Origin of the sequence: Nicoletella semolina (genome assembly GCF_004345745.1) — a bacterium.
Lineage (GTDB): Bacteria > Pseudomonadota > Gammaproteobacteria > Enterobacterales > Pasteurellaceae > Nicoletella > Nicoletella semolina.
The window spans coordinates 1-16,722 of the sequence record NZ_SLXJ01000006.1; the positions used below are offsets into that span (position 1 = coordinate 1).

The 16,722-nt window shown below is 41.4% G+C and carries 19 protein-coding genes, 1 other RNA gene and 2 pseudogenes; 4 read left to right on the plus strand and 18 right to left on the minus strand.

Annotated features, from left to right (window positions below):
- Positions 1 to 335 precede the first annotated feature (335 nt).
- Positions 336 to 1,073: pseudogene (locus EV693_RS09755) on the minus strand (hypothetical protein).
- Positions 1,074 to 1,202: 129 nt separating this feature from the next.
- Positions 1,203 to 2,576, minus strand: a pseudogene (locus tag EV693_RS09725) (phage tail tape measure protein); the annotation flags it as partial.
- Between the two features lie 37 nt (positions 2,577 to 2,613).
- Between EV693_RS09725 and EV693_RS04840 the strand changes: the two are divergent.
- Complete coding sequence (locus tag EV693_RS04840; protein WP_132501253.1) at positions 2,614 to 2,859, plus strand: hypothetical protein; 246 nt, start codon at positions 2,614 to 2,616, stop codon at positions 2,857 to 2,859.
- Between the two features lie 13 nt (positions 2,860 to 2,872).
- Here the strand turns inward: EV693_RS04840 and EV693_RS04845 are convergent, their stop codons facing one another.
- The 13 genes from EV693_RS04845 to EV693_RS04910 form a co-directional block, all read right to left on the minus strand.
- The gene (locus EV693_RS04845; RefSeq protein WP_132501254.1) at positions 2,873 to 2,995 is read right to left on the minus strand and encodes a GpE family phage tail protein; all 123 of its coding nucleotides are present in this window, start codon (positions 2,993 to 2,995) and stop codon (positions 2,873 to 2,875) included.
- Positions 2,996 to 3,027: 32 nt separating this feature from the next.
- Positions 3,028 to 3,300: a phage tail assembly protein gene (locus EV693_RS04850; RefSeq protein ID WP_132501255.1), complete on the minus strand. Its 273-nt coding sequence runs from the start codon at positions 3,298 to 3,300 to the stop codon at positions 3,028 to 3,030.
- Positions 3,301 to 3,388: 88 nt separating this feature from the next.
- Entirely contained in the window at positions 3,389 to 3,907 is a 519-nt protein-coding gene (locus EV693_RS04855; protein WP_132501256.1) for a phage major tail tube protein, read from the minus strand.
- A 40-nt stretch (positions 3,908 to 3,947) separates the two neighbouring features.
- The gene (locus EV693_RS04865; protein ID WP_132501257.1) at positions 3,948 to 5,339 is read right to left on the minus strand and encodes a phage tail sheath family protein; all 1,392 of its coding nucleotides are present in this window, start codon (positions 5,337 to 5,339) and stop codon (positions 3,948 to 3,950) included.
- 2 nt (positions 5,340 to 5,341) lie between these two features.
- Complete coding sequence (locus tag EV693_RS04870) at positions 5,342 to 5,866, minus strand: Gp37 family protein (RefSeq protein ID WP_132501258.1); 525 nt, start codon at positions 5,864 to 5,866, stop codon at positions 5,342 to 5,344.
- 17 nt (positions 5,867 to 5,883) lie between these two features.
- Positions 5,884 to 6,336 (minus strand): DUF1320 domain-containing protein, encoded by a 453-nt coding sequence (locus tag EV693_RS04875; RefSeq protein WP_132501259.1) that lies wholly within the window; start codon positions 6,334 to 6,336, stop codon positions 5,884 to 5,886.
- A gap of 20 nt (positions 6,337 to 6,356) precedes the next feature.
- Positions 6,357 to 6,662 (minus strand): hypothetical protein, encoded by a 306-nt coding sequence (locus EV693_RS04880; RefSeq protein ID WP_132501260.1) that lies wholly within the window; start codon positions 6,660 to 6,662, stop codon positions 6,357 to 6,359.
- A gap of 28 nt (positions 6,663 to 6,690) precedes the next feature.
- Positions 6,691 to 7,629 carry a major capsid protein gene (locus tag EV693_RS04885; RefSeq protein ID WP_132501261.1) on the minus strand — a complete coding sequence of 313 codons (939 nt, stop codon included), beginning with the start codon at positions 7,627 to 7,629 and terminating at the stop codon, positions 6,691 to 6,693.
- Between the two features lie 12 nt (positions 7,630 to 7,641).
- Positions 7,642 to 8,664 carry a peptidase gene (locus tag EV693_RS04890; protein ID WP_132501262.1) on the minus strand — a complete coding sequence of 341 codons (1,023 nt, stop codon included), beginning with the start codon at positions 8,662 to 8,664 and terminating at the stop codon, positions 7,642 to 7,644.
- A 264-nt stretch (positions 8,665 to 8,928) separates the two neighbouring features.
- Positions 8,929 to 9,381, minus strand: coding sequence for a phage virion morphogenesis protein (locus EV693_RS04895; protein ID WP_132501263.1), 453 nt, complete (start codon positions 9,379 to 9,381; stop codon positions 8,929 to 8,931).
- 177 nt (positions 9,382 to 9,558) lie between these two features.
- Positions 9,559 to 9,768 carry a hypothetical protein gene (locus EV693_RS04900; RefSeq protein ID WP_132501264.1) on the minus strand — a complete coding sequence of 70 codons (210 nt, stop codon included), beginning with the start codon at positions 9,766 to 9,768 and terminating at the stop codon, positions 9,559 to 9,561.
- A gap of 215 nt (positions 9,769 to 9,983) precedes the next feature.
- A complete protein-coding gene (locus EV693_RS04905; protein ID WP_207906480.1) occupies positions 9,984 to 10,703 on the minus strand; it encodes a hypothetical protein in 720 nt (239 codons plus the stop codon).
- 169 nt (positions 10,704 to 10,872) lie between these two features.
- Positions 10,873 to 11,091, minus strand: a complete 219-nt coding sequence (locus EV693_RS04910) for a phage protein GemA/Gp16 family protein (protein WP_341802523.1) — start codon at positions 11,089 to 11,091, stop codon at positions 10,873 to 10,875.
- A gap of 154 nt (positions 11,092 to 11,245) precedes the next feature.
- On the opposite strand from EV693_RS04910, the gene cpdA reads away from it, so the two are divergent.
- Positions 11,246 to 12,070, plus strand: a complete 825-nt coding sequence (cpdA, locus tag EV693_RS04915) for a 3',5'-cyclic-AMP phosphodiesterase (protein ID WP_132501266.1) — start codon at positions 11,246 to 11,248, stop codon at positions 12,068 to 12,070.
- A 19-nt stretch (positions 12,071 to 12,089) separates the two neighbouring features.
- Here cpdA and EV693_RS04920 read toward each other — a convergent pair whose 3' ends face one another.
- Together EV693_RS04920 and rpoH are read right to left on the minus strand one after the other, a co-directional pair.
- On the minus strand, positions 12,090 to 12,707 hold the full coding sequence (locus tag EV693_RS04920; protein WP_132501267.1) for an HI_0552 family protein: 618 nt from the start codon (positions 12,705 to 12,707) through the stop codon (positions 12,090 to 12,092).
- Between the two features lie 96 nt (positions 12,708 to 12,803).
- The gene (rpoH, locus tag EV693_RS04925) at positions 12,804 to 13,766 is read right to left on the minus strand and encodes an RNA polymerase sigma factor RpoH (protein WP_132501268.1); all 963 of its coding nucleotides are present in this window, start codon (positions 13,764 to 13,766) and stop codon (positions 12,804 to 12,806) included.
- 116 nt (positions 13,767 to 13,882) lie between these two features.
- On the opposite strand from rpoH, the gene EV693_RS04930 reads away from it, so the two are divergent.
- Together EV693_RS04930 and ssrA are read left to right on the plus strand one after the other, a co-directional pair.
- Entirely contained in the window at positions 13,883 to 14,500 is a 618-nt protein-coding gene (locus EV693_RS04930) for a glutathione S-transferase (protein ID WP_132501269.1), read from the plus strand.
- 69 nt (positions 14,501 to 14,569) lie between these two features.
- Positions 14,570 to 14,935, plus strand: a transfer-messenger RNA (tmRNA) gene (gene ssrA / locus EV693_RS04935).
- A gap of 191 nt (positions 14,936 to 15,126) precedes the next feature.
- Here the strand turns inward: ssrA and EV693_RS04940 are convergent.
- Complete coding sequence (locus EV693_RS04940) at positions 15,127 to 16,722, minus strand: xylulokinase (protein WP_132501270.1); 1,596 nt, start codon at positions 16,720 to 16,722, stop codon at positions 15,127 to 15,129.

A 16,722-nucleotide genomic window follows, 5' to 3' on the forward strand; every position in this document is an offset into this window, starting at 1 on the left:
TAAATAAACTGAATTCAAATAAACTAATTCAAGTAAACTAAAGAAACTAAACCCCTGAGAGGAATCTCGGGGGTTTTTTTATACTCTATTACCTTATCTTAGCCTCTTATTTTCTCTCACCATAATTAAAATAAACGACTGGCTATTTCTTCTATCTAATGAGTAAAGCTAGATGAAGTATCCCTTTATATTTCCTGTCCTTATCCGTATAATATGAAAAAATTTCCCTTAAAAAATAAGAAGAATTACGCCTTCAAAAAATTCTTAGTTTTAGTACTTTTACCTGACCAAAGAATAAAGCCCTTTAAATCAACATTAAAGAGCGTTTAAATTACCTAAAACTTATAGACCAAGTTATCTTCATACTTATCTTCCTGCATATACTCAATAAAGCGAATAAACCTGACTTTGTTGAGCTAAAGAATATATTAAGTCGGTCGAGTAGTGTTGACTAACCGTAAGAAGTCAATCAAATCAAAATGCCGAGCCAGCTTATAACTCTCTTGGCGAGTGTATAAGTATGGCGGATCTAATACAAATAGCACCTTTTGATCATTGCTAAATTTAGGTGATAGGGTGTGAAACGACTCACCAATCACCTCCTGTAGCGAACCATAAAAAGTGCGAAAATTCCAAGCTGTTATTTTTTCGTTGTTTTAATGATTTCACAACCATTCATCAAAACGCTAAATCTTATGGTTTAGCGTTTATTTTTTGCTAATTTAGCTTTCAGGCGACAATATCGCCTTTCAGTTTTCCTATCTTCAATTAACACTTGCTATTAGCTTTATTGAGAGCGACAGTCGTGCTGTTTTCAATCATTGGTTGATTTCTGCAATATGCTGCAACCGCTCGGTGTAGCCATCAGAATCGTTGTAAATAACACGATCCTTTGGTTTGTGATGTTTGGCTATGTGGCTCAATAAACCACTACCACCAAAAATATCGACAATCGTCCAGCCTTCGCCATCGCTTGGGATATGGCTTAATACCTTCTGAAAATGGTTTAAAAACATTCTTTTTTGACCGATAAACGGCAGTGGGGTTTGTTTAAACATTGTTTGATTTGCCATAGTCTGTCCTTTTCTATGGCGTTCTGGCATTCTTGAAAGTTTATTTGCAACCAGTCCTAATTCATTTGCCGAGCTTTTTAAACCATTCCAAGCAAACCGCACACCAAGTGAGCTAACTCGCATTGCTACAAGTGATGTACCAACAGCCATAAGCCCTTTGACCAGTTGAGGGTTTGCGGCTGCAAAATCAATCACAGCATAGATTAAAGGGCGAGCATCATCGGTTAATTCATTGATAGCAGGTAGTAAAACCTTTCCTGTCGTGACACCTAATTCACGAAAACTATTTTTAAGTAGCTTTAAATTATTTTCAGTCGTCGCTGCACGAGCGGCAAATTCTCGCTCCATTGAACCAAGATATTTTAATTTGCCGTTTTCGTCAGTTTCTTGTAGGGTTTTTAAACTCTTTTCTAGTGCTTCAACATTGCCTGTTAAGGTGGATATATCATCGGCATATTCCAAACCAAATAAATCAACAAGCACGCCCATTCGATTTTCTTTTGGCAATTTTTCTAACCGCTTGAGAAAATCTGTTAATGCACCTTGCCCATCTTTCGCTATATTGGCTTTTAATTGTTTCGCTGAAATACCGACTTCTTTTAAAGCAGCTTGGAATGCCTTACCCCCTTTATCGGCAGTCATTAGCTTGGTGAGCATTCCGTTGATTGCAGTACCTGCCACTTCAGGGGATTTACCTAATGAAATAAAACTGTTGGAAAGTGCGGCTGTCGCATTTTGGGTTAATCCAAATTCTTTAGCGACACCACCGACACGCCCAAGCGTGTTTACAATATCACTAGCTTTAACTGGCGATGAATTAGAAAGTTCATTAATTGCATCACCAAGCTCACTAATTTTCTCCATAGGCAGAGCGTACACATTGGCAAGTTTTGCCATTGCATCGCCACTATCTGAGGCAGACATATCAAAGGCAGTGGACATTTTGGCAATGGTTGTGGTAAAAGATTTAAGCTCTTCTTCTTTTACACCTAACTGTCCTCCACTTGCGGCAATTTGAGCTAATTCATTTTCAGTTAAAGGGAGGGTTCGAGTCAGCTCTAATAAATCCTTGCTCAGATTTTTAAAGCCCTCAGGGGTTTTAAAATCTACCACTTTTTTAACATCTGCCATCGCAGACTCAAAATCAATGGCAAGTTTGATTGGCACAGCAGCGGTCATCACCATTCCTGCCGTCCCTAACACCTTACCTTGCAACTCTTCTCGTTCGGCTTTTAATGCTTCTCGTCTGGCTAAGCCTTGATTTAACGAGCTTTGCTTAGCTTTCAAACGATCGATGCTTGAGCCTAATTTGTCATATTTACGGGAAAGATCACCGACAATGAGGTCAGATTTCCCCATATATTTTTGAATAGTAGAACCGAGTTCAACGTGTTCACGTTCTAGCTTGTTAGTCAGGCTCGTCAAACCTTGCATTGACTTACCTAAGGATTGAAAAGCACCAACGGCACTCACTTCGATAGCTATTGCTAATTCTGTTGCCATAATTTATCCTATCCAGAAAGAAATTTAGGGGGTCAAAATGATGACATCGTTACTGGCGTTTACTTTTACTCTGTTAGGCTTTGTACTTATCGCCTACATTTTGTTTGCCTTTCCATTTCTATTTATCTTGTTATTGCCTTTTGCTGTATATAAAGTGATGAAATGGCAACAAAAAAAACAACAAAACAACCAAAAACCGCATTACCAAAATAGTGGGGTAATGCCTCGTGGCGTAGAGGAAGATCTGACGAATGAACCACTTTCATTTCAACCAAAACGTTAAACAATAAAAGTCGCTACATAGCGACTTTTGTGTATTTGGCGTTAATTTGCCGTTGGGCTTGGTTAAGCCACCGTTTAATTTCTTCTAAAGTGAGGTTTTCTAACTCGCTAGGTTGCCACCCATACCACCACGCCAAATCCGCTAATACGGCATCAAGTGCTTTAAGACTTACTTTCCCTCTTGAATTTCAACCAAGACTTTTTGAGCATTGAGATAATCCGAAATATCTAACTCATCAATATCTTCTGGCACTAACCCCGTTAAGCGAGCGAGCAAACGCATTTCACCTTCAACAGAGTTTCCTTGCATTGTTTGGCGAAAATCTTTTGCTTTAGCACGGCGAATTTTTAGCTCTGTAATCTCATTGCCTTGACCGTCTTTAATGGGGTAATTAAGTGCAATGGTTTTAAAAATAAGTAGGTCATCTAATTTTTCAGCCATAAAAAACTCCTTTGTGAGTGGTTAATTTTCACAAAGGAGTGTAATGAAATCGCCATTAAATGGCTTTTAAAGCGGTTTAGGAAAGACGCTAGAAGCCAATGTTTTGACGATACGTTGTTAAAACATCTTCTCCATTAACTCGCCATTGGTTAGTCAACACATCAAAAAACAGTACTTCTTTGCCATTTAATGACTGCTTCACACTGGATGCTTGGAAGGTCATTGCATATTCCGCCGCCTCTTTGGGCTTGTATTCCCCTTGTGGGATTTTGCTAAATGTGCCGTTTAAGGTCATCACTAAAGGCACTTCAGCAGCCAGCCCCTGTGCATTAAATACTTTGACATCAGCACGCACCATCAACTGCGGATTTTTAAACGGATTATTGGCAATGGCGGCAACGTCAGGATAGAAACCGTCCCAAATGATTTCAGCCTCCATGGCACTGACACCTGCTGGGACTTTTAGCGTGCCGACCATACCCAATGTTTTATGCTCTAGCATCTCGACTTCAAACTCAGGCAATTTAACCGATTTTGCCTTGCCGAGAAAACTGTTGCCATTGATATAGATGTTGGCGTTATCAACTTGATTAATTGTTATGCTCATTGTGTATCCTTAACTATTTTGAGGGGGTATTGCAATGGGGTTAGCTTGAACGCACCAAATTCACTAAATATTTGCGTGTGACACGTGATTCATTGCTGATACGTTCAGCAGGAATTTTAGGCGTAAAGGCATATTGAATGGGGACATTTCCCCGACTAAAGGCATCAACAAGGTCAGCATCAGGATCTAACTGCACCGAGAAGCCAACAATAGATTGTAACGTTCCCATATAGGTCTCTACCGTCGCCAACAAGCTATCTAACAAGGCTTTGTCAATAGGGCGGTCAATAAATTGCAACTCAACACGACGAATGGATTCATCAATTAAATCCGCACTGCGTTGCACGGTTTCAAAGTTGCTGATATGGGTGACCGTTGGGAAATTGGCAAGACGGTTTCCCCACAAGCGAAAGCCTGTGCCATAACTATTAAAGACGGTGGTAATACCACGAGCGTTAAGCAGATTGGTTTCAGACTGCACATCATCAACCCTTGCCGTTAAAGGCACTTCCACGCCAATTACGCCTTGTAAATTACGGTTTGAGGTAGAGAACCAATATCCGTGCTCTACATCGGTTTTCAAACGCAAACCTGCGGCGTGGGTGGCAAGACATTCCAAAGTGTTATGCTCGCCAATTACGTGCGGATAAAATAGATGCACTCTATCACTGGCGGTTTGAAAATTAATCGTACCGCTTGCCCCTCGTCCGCTTAATGCTTTTGCCAGCGTAGTCGCTTTGGGGGCTTGCACATAGGCAATCGCCCCCATCTGATGAGCAAGGGTTTCTAGGGCTGTTGACAGTGTCGCTGTGGTGCCATATTGTGGGCAGATTAAAATTTTGGCATCGGCACCAAAAAGATTAAATCCCGTTCGCAGTAACTCAAAACCTGTTCTTGCCCCAGTACTCACATCAATGCTGCCTTTAATATCTTGCTCGGTGACTTTAGTCGGATCGGCATAAGTATAAGTCGCTGTGAGGTTTTCTTGGGTTGCATTTAGGGTAATTTCCCCTGTTAGCAGATTGACTTGATAATCACTATTTACATTCAACGGACTGCCATTGGAATGGAGGGTCAGCTCAATTAAACCTGCTTGAGCGGTTTGGGTACGTAATGTTTGTGCATCTAGCGTTAAAGGCTCATTGCTTACCTCTGTGCGGTGGCGTGTGGGGTCAAGTACATTGATAACATAAACCTGCCCACTGGCATAACGGCTTAAAATATCGACTGCATCGCATATCGAATACCCTTTATCCAATACATTGCCAAATTGAGCAAAATCTTTTTTCGTTTGGCAAAGTTTTAGGATATTCACTTCACCCACAGGGGCAGAGCCAACTAGCCCAATAATTGCACCCTCTGCACTGCTTACAGGCACAGCACCTGCATTGACACGTTTAGTTTCTGTTCCGTGATGAAAGGCGACTGCCATTTTTACTCCTTATCGCCCTTTGGGGCGTTCATTTTTAATCGTTTATCAAGGGGGGAGCCTACATCTCTTGCCATTAAATTGACAAATTTTGGCGTAGAACTGACCGCTTGACACTGTTCAACTTGTACGGTATCGGCTTGTATAATCAACTGATACTGCCAAATACCTGTTTCTTGTTGTTGCCCATTATTAAATTCATCAACGAGCCAACAAGGATTACAATCAGGTGGACGAAATCCCACCACAGCCAAATGCAGGCTATCCAATAAATTCAACGCCCCCTCATCATCGTGAAGATGGCGAGTGAGGACGGTCAAGGCGACCTGTATGTGTCGGTTTTGAATAATGTGTTGCGTTGGGCGAGGGCTTTCAAATTTCGAGCCTAAATAGCTTATCAATACTGCTCCGTGAGGGTGGGAGAGATAATAGCTGTCAGGGTCGTTTGGAAACAGCTCAATTTGCCAATCAGGTAAGTGTATTTTTAAATGCTGCTCAATTGCCGTTAAAATCGCTTGTGTGCTTGCCATTTTTCCCCTCTATTGAATTAATAACCGAACGTGTCAATGCGTTGACTGCTACGCACGGTATATTCGCTTTCATCAGCGATGACATCTCCTGATGCCCTATGACCTACAGCGGTATTGGCTGTCAGTGTGGCAATACCAAGATGTAGCTTGCCGTTTGCAATTTGCTCCAGCTCTTTGAGTGCTTGCTGATAAGCGTCCTTCACACCCTCAGGCATCTTGGTTTCAGGTCGTCTAGCATAAAGCCAATAGCGAGCAAGGGTTAAAGCCTGCTGGGTGATGAGGGTGGAGACATCACTTAATGGCAGTATATAACGTGCTCGTAAGGCGGCATCAATCCGCTCGCACGCCAATTTAATCGCCATTTCAAGCACGTTTAAATTAGGTTCGGTGGCACGAGGCGAATCATTGCTGATTTGTACCATCGTGTGATGACTAAATGCCTCCATTAAATGTGCTGTCGTGATGTACATTCTCCCTCCTTAGTAGCGGTCTATTTTTGCTTGGTTTTTGCTTTTCGCTTAGTAGGCTCTGATGTTTCAGTTACTTCGGTTACTTCGGTTACTTCAGTTACTTCAGAGGCTTCAGCGTCTTTAATCGACGCCTCTGCCAGCTGGACATCTTCTTCAGTGATGATCGATTGCAAATCTTGATGATTGTTTGCCTTTTCATCTAAAACAGGGCTAAGATAAATGGCAAGCTCATCAGCCTGAAGCTGTTCAAGTGCGATCGTATCACCAAGTGCATAATAGATACCGTCATGCAAAATTGGCGAGCGTATTACCGTGAATTTGGGCATAGTGATTTCCTTTATGTGGGGTGTTTTTTTACACGGCTTCTTTAATTAAATAGCCTGCTGATGCCCCCAATAGATGCGGACGTGAAATATCGGTGGTGCGAATATATTCCACTTTGCCGCCGACATCTAAGTAGCTATCGACAAATAAGCCTTTTTTACGGCGGACGGTATAGCCAAAAGACGGCTTGTAAATACTGTGTTTAGGGGTATCCCCTGCCGCTGTTTCAGGCACATAAGCCAAGATAATCGCCTTTGACCAGATATCTTTCAGTACGCCTTGGTCTTCGTAAGTGGCTTGACCGATTTTCACTGTTTTCACATCAATTAACTCTGCAAACAGTTGTGGCGTGATAATCGCTTTTTGGCTGTATTTGATTTTCTCAATCACCGCAGGGTGAGCTTTTAACGCTGCCCATACATCACCTGAAATGATACAAACATTGACATCGTGACCGATTGAGCGTTTGACAGCGTTTTTCCCTGCCTCAATCACGGCAAACGGATCGGAGTTGTCATAATCATTAAATTTCGATGTGCCACTTAGGGTGATTTTGTTGGTCGTCTCATAGTTGGCTTCGTTAAGGGCTAAATCGGCAATCGCTTTTTCACGACCGAGTGCAATCACATCTTGCGTGGTCATCGTGGCGTATTGTCGCAGCGGAAAGTTTGCCTCTGCATCTTCACGATAATCAATTGGATAGGCGATATCGTGTTCTTCTAAAGTTACGTCAATTGAGGTAATATCTTCAGGGGTTAGCACATTCGAGCCTGCACGCAATGCACGAGCGGTCGTTTGCAGACGGAAAGCAAGGCGACCAAATTTAGGCACTTTGCCTGCTTCTTTTTCAATTTCAGCTACAGGCATTAAGGCAAGCCCAACTAATTGATTGTTGTCATAGCCTTGTGCAAGATTGGTTAGAACAGGGTCTTGTACACGCAGTTTGCTTAATTTTGCTTGGTCTGTCATTTTGGTTTCCTCTTAATTGTTAAAAATGGCGTTAAAGGCAGTGGTATAGCTGACGCTATGCTGTTTCATATAAGTGCGAACCTTTTGGTCGGCTTCAATTAATTGCGGACTCACCCCCTCACCATACTGCACCACATCGACATCTTGTGAAAATACTCGTGCTTGTGTCGCTTCCTCCCCAAAGCGAAGTACCTGCGGTTGAGCGGCGAGAAATTGCTTGGTGAGTGTGTGCAGATTTTCCCCTTCATTAAAATCAACGGTTCGACCTGCACTCATCGCAGCGGAATAATTCAGTAAAGCCAGTGCGGCTTCTTTGGCGATAGGGGCAAGCTTGCCTTGGTTCATTAAACCTTCGCAGAAATTGGCATTATCCGTTTTGACCGCTTCCAGCTGTGCGATGGCTTGAGCTTCCTCAGCAGCAGCTTTTTCGGTTTTAAGTTGAGCGTTTTCTTGCTCCGCTTTTGCCTTGGCTTGTGCCATTTGGGCTTTTTCTGCCTCCGCTTTCGCCTTGGCTTGTTCTGCTTGTGCCAGTTTTGCTTCTAATTCGGCAACTTTGTCTTTATCCATTAAGTTATCCTCTTGGTTAGGTGATAAGAAATTTTGTGAAAATTCCACAATACCGTCGTCGCCTTCTTCGTTAAATATCGGCGTTCGCAATCCTTTAACCGCAGGAGGCATTGCCCCTAAAAAGCCAATATGGCGTAGGTAGAGCGAGCCTTTTTTCGGGTTATTGGGATTGTCAGGTAGGTAGAACGACGCTGAAATTTTTTTAAAACGCCCGCTATTAACCATTTCAGCAAAGGCGGGGTCGACTTGCTCTGGTTCAGCCTTCAGTACATCGCCCTCTAATCGTAAAGACTTCGCCCAGCCATAGGCAGGGTGGTTGTCTTTTGGGTGTCCAATAACAAAAGGGGCTTCGTGAAATTTTGGGTCGTAAGCAGCGACAGCTTGCTGTAGCATTTCCGTGGTGATATTAATCTCCACCCCTGAGCTATCAGGGCGTTTGCCTGCCTTAAAAATATCAATTAGGTTCATATTGCCTCCGTTAAGGGCAATCATAGAGCAGAAAGGGGGAGCTGACTTTTAAAGGAGTTTAGGAAAAACTATTCCTATTACGCCCTAAAAAGCGTGAAGGGCGATTGGTTAAAGGCATATCACATTCAAATAGCGTTTAAATGGCGTTTAAATGAGCGTTAAAACGTTTAAATTTATTGAGCTATACATTGAGGTAGCCAAATGGAAAATGTTTAAATAAGGCGATTTTAGGCGTTATTTTGAATTTAATGACGATAAAGTCATTTATCCCAGCTTTCGGTTAAGGTGGCGATGGGCTTTTTCAATCAATAACCGCTCCTCCTGACGAGAAACGCCAAGCCACGGACGAGCAGGTATAGCCACTTTCTTCGCTCGTCCAGCCTTGCCACCAAATTGATGTAGGCGAGCGTATTTTCTAGCTGAACCAAACTCCACTTTATCTGCTTTGACGTTGTAGGCGGTTGTATCGGCAAGATAACCGTCTTGGCGTAAGATTTTAGTCGATTTCCCTCGCTGGCGTTTGTGTTCTAGTGTACGAGTTGAAAGCGGTTGCCATTTATTGCCATCAGGGGCTTTCTCTGCCTTAAAACGGTTCGTGTGAATTTTCTTTAAGGTTTCGCCCAGTACGCCATAGAGCTTACGAGGTTGCTCTAGTTGGCTTGCAATTTTTTGCAAAGCACTGACCGCTTGGGTGTCGTTGAGGGTGATTTTAATCATGGATGTTCTCCGATAAAATAAAAGCGAGGTAATGTTGCCACGCTTTAAATAAGGGAATTTATATGGAAAAAGAAACCCAAATTTTAGAAGATATATTAGTTGCTAATGTACTTACGCTTGCTAATGCTATTGCAGCTAAAAAAGCACAGAGTAACAGTTGGTCTTCTGATGGATATATTAACGAAGCGTTGAACGAGCTTGTTCAAAAGCGTCCTGCCATTCTTGAACGGTTGCGTCAAAAGCAGCGGGATCAGGTTCAAAGACTTGCAAATTTAACGCCTGTTGAGCCATCATCTGACTAATCAAGTGAATTTCATTGAGATTAAAGCCTTTGAGTTGTGCCAATAATTCAAGGGCTTTTGTCATTAATTCCGTTTCGTGTTTCATTTTTTCTCCTATTGATTAAAAAATAGTTTAGGCGTATAGTTACTTTGCTGCGGTAGGGGTTTCCTACTGGAAAGGTTACGATTGGTTTGTCGCCCGTATTATCCTGTTCGAATCAGGCAAGCTATCGCAAGTTCAATTCTCTGTAAGTGGGTTATCAAATGGAAAGAGTCCGGTGCATTTAGCAGTCCGATTATCCTGTTCGAATCAGGCAAAACTTACAGAGAACCCCATAACACCTTAAAGCTCCGTAAGGTTTCTAGTTGCTTTTCTTTTCCTAAATCTACTACACTGGCAGTTCTTACTACATTGAGTTTATGTGACGTTTTTTTGCCAGTTTCAGTATCTTTAATTTTTACTTCATAATCCATTTTTACCGCTACTTTGCCTTTGTCAGTATCAAACACAAACAACAGAACATCTGAGGCGTTTTTATTGCGTTGCTGTTCTTTCGCTTGTAGCAAAATCGCACTTGGATTTCGCAGTTTTTCTGGCAGTTTTTCCCAAAATTCCGTAGGTAGGTTAATGCCTTTGGCTTGTTTACTATCACGCAAAGCGTGCAATATATCATCATCACGCACTGCAATTACGGCAGATTGTGGGGCTTTGTGGAGTGTAGCGAGCTTGTCAATCACCTCTGATGGCAGTACACCCACATATTTTAAATTGCCTCGTGCGATTTTCTCACTTGCTACAGCCTCTACCATATCTTTCATTGCCGCATTTAACATCTGCACCGCTTGAGGGCGTTTTGTCAAAATATCATCAATCAGCAAGCTGGCAAATTTGGGGGCAGCCGTAGTGAGTTTTTGCATCAGTACGCTATCAATGCTGGCATTTCGTCCTGCCTTAATATTGTCAAAATTATGTGGCGTAAAGCCGACATCAACCCCTTTAGGCACTGCAACGACTCGTGGGTTACCTGAACGTACGCCCACCGTTTTTTCCTCAAACTCAATCTGAGGCGTTGGGCTGAGTTTTTTGCCATCGGCTTAGCACAGCCGTGTGTCAATGTGCTTAAGGTGTGCAACAATTCACGCCCTGCCTCATCTTCAATCAAGGCTTCTAAATGCAAATGCGTATGGCAAATGGGGCAACGGCATAATTTCATACGCTTACCCCCTGACGTTTTGCCCACGCTTTGAGGGCTTCAAGAACTCTATATGCTTCCTTTGCGTTTAAACGATGAAGATGATATAAGGTCAAGATTTCGCCTTTTTTGAGTTTGCCACGGTTGAGCATGGCATTAATGCAACGATTCAACCCTTTTTCGCTCGGATCTTTTAACATACCCGCCTTGCCCATGGTTATCCAGATTGCTCGGATTTAGCAGTTGATTTGTATGTTTTTTGTGAAATTCATATTTTTCTTCATTTTTATGGTTTTTTACAGCTTAGTTCACATTTTTTAATTTTGCTTACTGACAATTTGAATAAAATCAGTAGAGTGTTAGATTAGTTTTGAATTGTTAGGAAATGTTATGGAAAGCTACTCTTTTCCCGATTTAAATCAAGTTATCAAAATCATACAAATTACAGATACTCATCTTTTAGCCAATGGGGATCAAGAACTTCTTGGAGTAAATACTGCAAAAAGTTTTCAAGCTGTTATTGATGGCATTCATCGTGGTGAATTTGCCTATGATTTTATTTTGGCAACGGGTGATTTGGCACAAGATCAGTGTAGTCAGGCTTATACTCGTTTTGCTGAAATGGTAAAGCCATTAGAAAAACCTGTTTTTTGGCTGGAAGGTAATCACGATATTCAGCCTGCTATGTACCAAGGATTAACACCATTCCCACAAATTCAATCGGAAAAACACATTTTAATGGGTGAAAAATGGCAAGTTTTGTTGCTAGATAGTCATATTCCAACACTTTCTAAAGGAGAGCTGAGTCAGGATCAACTTAATTGGTTAGCTAGAAAACTTGAGGAATATTCAGAGCGTTTTACATTAATTGCTTTGCATCACAATATTTTGCCTACAAATTCTGCGTGGTTAGATCAACATAGCCTTGCTAATAGTGAGGCGTTGACGACCATTTTAGCCCAATTTTCAAAAGTGAAAGCTATTTTATATGGACACATTCATCAGGAGGTGGATCGCTTTTGGCTTGGTTACCGTGTACTGGCTACGCCCTCAACTTGTATTCAATTCAAACCGAACTGTGATCGATTTACTCTCGATCCAATGCCTCAAGGCTGGCGAGAGATCTCTTTATTTCCTGATGGTAATATAGAAACCACCGTCAGGCGGTTGAATGAGAACAATTTCTTGCCGAATTTTCACGCAACAGGTTATTGATTAATATATGCAGTAAAAATCATTGATGGCAAGCTTCGTAAAATGGTACTAATTCAGAAATAGTATTCGCAATAAAGTTCACTGCATTAATATTTGCTAAATCTGCTTTTTCTACATTGCGTCCAATGCACCAGAAGTCGCTCTTTTTTGATGGAATTAACTCATCGGCTTGCCATATTTTCACAGAACGAAAATCTGAATATTCACTCTCTGCTCCAGCCCAGAGATCGAAATCCGCATCACGTTGCCAATCTAATTTATCCAGCCATTGATTATATTGTGAAAGATTGATTTGCGAACGGCTTTCACGGTAACAATGCCAATCTAAGCTCACAGAGAGACGGCGGCGATTTAAAATTACAGACAAAATAGCGGCGGAATTTTGGTAAAATTCATACTTATAGTAGGCGAAAAAATGGGCTCTAACTTGCCAGCCATTACACCATTTTTCAATATGCGGTGGAGCAAAAGGTTGCCCTAATTGACGTGAAACAGCAAGATTCAATGCTTTCCACGTTTCCCAATGGGTTTTGTATTTTGCCTTAATCAATGGGATTTCATCAGAGCAGAATTTTTTCATTTGTGAAAATTGGAAAAAAGGAATATCGAACAATTCACAATGTTGAGAGTTGAGCATTATTTCTCCATTATATTCATTCTTCCCAATACAATAGCGGTTTCATTTTGAAGAAATTTTGCAAAAATTCTTTAGATCATCACCGCTGCTGTTGAATTAACCTTCAAGAGTAATTGCGTCCTTAATTTTTTTCAAGGCTTGATTTTCCAGCTGTCGAATGCGCTCTGCGGACACACCATATTTATCTGCTAATTGGTGTAGCGTTGCTTTATTTTCATCAGGATCAAGCCAACGAGCTTTAATAATATCTTGGCTGCGTTCATCTAGGGTAGAAAGAGCATAAGCGAGCTGAGCAGTTGCCCTTCCGTTGTGTTGCTCATCTTCTAGGTCATCAGCAAAATTTGAACCATTGTCTTCTAAATACATTGATGGCGTGTAGTTTTCATCTTCATCGCTCCCCACAGGCAAGTCAAATCCTAGATCTTGTCCTGTCATACGAGATTCCATCTCTTTCACATCTTCTGGAGAAACTCCCAGTGTATCAGCAACGTGCTTTGCTTCTTCTTCGTTAAACCACGCTAGACGCTGTTTATTTTTACGCAGATTGAAGAATAATTTACGTTGTGACTTAGTCGTAGCCACTTTAACAATTCGCCAGTTACGCAGCACATATTCGTGAATTTCAGCCTTGACCCAATGCACAGCGAAAGAAACTAAACGAACACCAACATTGGGATCAAAACGTTTAACTGCTTTCATTAATCCAATATTACCTTCTTGGATTAAATCTGCCAGTGGCAAGCCATAACCTAGATAGCCTCGTGCAATGTGAATAACAAAACGCATATGTGACAGAATCAACTGTTTTGCAGCCTCTAAGTCTTCGTCATAGTAATAACGTTCGGCAAGATCTTTCTCCTGCTCCGCCGTTAAAATTGGATATTGATTTGCCATTCGGATATAGCTATCAAGATTACCTTGCGGAACAACCATTGTGCCAGTCAGAGCAGAATGTGCTTCAGATTGGGTATTAAGTAGTTCAATTTCAGGCTCAATGACATCAATGAGTTCAGCACCTTCAAGGTCTTCAATTTGATCTTCGGAAATTAATGTTTTCATCGTAATCTCACTACAAAAAATTACTGCCATATTACAGTGTTTAAGCATAATTGCCAAATAGTCGGGCAAGTTATATTGTGCTAGACTAGATAACCTTTTTCATTGTAGGAGGATTTATGAAACTTTGGTATTCCACAACTAGCCCCTTTGCTCGTAAAGTGTCTGTGGTCATTAAACATCATCAATTGGAACAACAGATCGAAATGTGTAGTATCAGCTCTTCTTTTGATCCTAATTCACCTCATAATCAAGATAATCCACTAGGAAGAATCCCTGTGCTGCAACGAAATTGTGGACGTTGGTTATTTGGCAGTTTATTAATCGCAGAATATTTGGATCAAAAAGGGGCAAAAGCACCACTCACTCCAAAAGAAGGTAAAGCACGTTGGAACACCCTTGCATTACATAATTTAGTTGATGGCATTTTAGAAAATACCTTACCGATGATCGCAGAGAAAATGCTTCGTCCTGAAGAAGAATGGTGGATCAATCGCCATAAGCAGTTGATGGATCGCAATATAAAGAGTTTTACACAATTAGAATGTTCTCTTGAGGAATTTGGCTTTGAACTCAATATAGGCACTCTCACAGCGGTTTGTATGATCGATTGGTGGCAGTTTAGAATGGAAAAACTTGGTTACGATCTTGCAAAAAATCACCCTAAATTGACCGCTTGGGCAAGTGAAATGAATGCAATGCATACTGTTTTAGCAGAAACTAAACCTGCGTTATAAGCATATTTTTAAGTTATACCGAAAATTTTTGCAAAAAAGGGCAGGTTGCTTTACAATTACCAAGATTTTGGGGCTGATTTTGGATTCGACGGGATTAGCAAAGCCCAAGGTGCACGTCGAGGTGCGGTAGGCCTCGTAAACAAACCGCAAAAAAATAGTCGCAAACGACGAACAATACGCTTTAGCAGCTTAATAACCTGCTTATCGCCTTCACTCCCTAGCTTTCGCTCGTAAGACGGGGATCAAGTGGAGTCAAACCCAAACGAGATCGTGTTGAAGCCGCTGCTTTAGGATCGAAGCACTAAATTGAATAAAGCTAGTTTACTGATAGCGTGTCTGTCCGCAGTCAGTTTACGAATGTAAAGACCGACTAAACGTGTAGTGCTGAAGGTAGAGTGATTTCGGACGGGGGTTCAAATCCCCCCAGCTCCACCAGAACATTGTTCTATAAGAACCTATCAAATACTAAAGAGCCTTGAAATTCAACTTTTCAAGGCTTTTTTATTGTCCTATGCGTACCTATAAGATACTATGGAAGCCGAAGATTTTAGGAGTACACCTGAAATACTCCTAAAAACCATACTCCTAAAACTTAAAAAAGCTTGATATGGCAAGGGAAACAGCACTTATTTTATGTTTAAGTTCACGGCTTTTTCGACAATAGGAATACCTTTTTTATAAGTTTGCATAAATAGCTCATAGCCTTGACAGATGGCTTTGTCTGGTTGAATCAGGTTTATTTGTGTCGTGTTAAAAATTTGTTTGTCTAAATAGTCTTCCAAACTATAAGCATCTGAAATCGTGAGGAAATTGGCCAGTAATGCGATTCCCCAAGCCCCGCCATTTGATGCGGTACTTGCGGTAGCCAGTGGAATATTTAACGATGACGCTAGGATTTTCTGGGCAACCCCTTCGGTTCTAAAAATGCCTCCGTGTCCTAAAATCCGAGAAATCTCTACTTTTTCTTGGTTGATGAGAATATCCATTCCTAATTTCATTGCGGCAAAAGCAGTATAAATATGTACTCGCATAAAATTGGCTAGATTAAATTGAGATTTAGTTGGGTGTAAAAATATTGGGCAGCCTTCGGATAACCCAACATTGTGCTCGCCTGAATGGAAACCATAAGCAAGAAGCCCTCCACAATCTGCATCGCCTTGTAGGGCTTGTAGAAATAGCATCTCATACAATTCTTCCTTGCAAACGTTTACGCTAAAAGTATCTAAACATTCACCAAATAAGTTTACCCAAGCATTGATATCAGGCGTGCAGTTATTAGCGTGAGCCATTGCAACTAATTTGCCTGCAGGTGTGGTAACAATATCAAGTTCTGCATAGACTTTCGAGAGTGCTTTTTCTAGTACAATCATTGCAAACGCTGAAGTACCTGCTGAAATGTTGCCAGTTTTCTCTTTAATGCAGTTAGTGGCAATCATACCAGTGCCAGCGTCGCCTTCTGGTGGGCAGAGTGGAATTCCCGATTGTAATATGCCACTTGGGTCAAGTAATTTTGCCCCTTTTTCGGTTAATTTGCCTGCTTGTTCTCCAGCCACTAGTACTTTGGGGAGAATAGATTGCAATGTCCAAGGCATTGCAAATTTCGTGATAGCGTCATCAAATTGCGTTAGCATTTTTCGATCATAGCTATTTGAATGAGTGTCAATGGGAAACATGCCCGATGCATCACCAATTCCCAACACCTTATTATCAGTCAGTTGCCAATGAATATAGCCAGATAATGTCGTTAGGTAATCAATTTGAGGGAGATGTGCTTCTTGATTTAGTAGGGCTTGATATAGGTGAGCAATACTCCATCTTTGTGGAATTGGGTATTGAAAAAGTTCGGTTATTTTCTTGGAGGCATCTAAGGTGGTATTATTTCGCCAAGTGCGAAAAGGAACAAGCTGATTACCTTGTTTGTCAAACGGCAGATAGCCGTGCATCATTGCACTGATTCCGAGAGCTTTAGCCGTGCGGATAGCGGTATGGTATTTTTCTTTGACCGTTTTATTTAAATCTGCATAGACCGCTTGTAATTTTTCCCATATTTCGTTTTGGTGGTAAGTCCAGACCCCATCAATCAGTTGATTTTCCCAATCTGCACCGCCAGTAGCAAGTATTGAGCCATCTTTACTAATCAGCACCGCTTTAATGCGAGTTGAACCCAATTCGATTCCAATGACAACATTGCCCTGTTCAATAAGCTGTTTTGGATTTTGCAT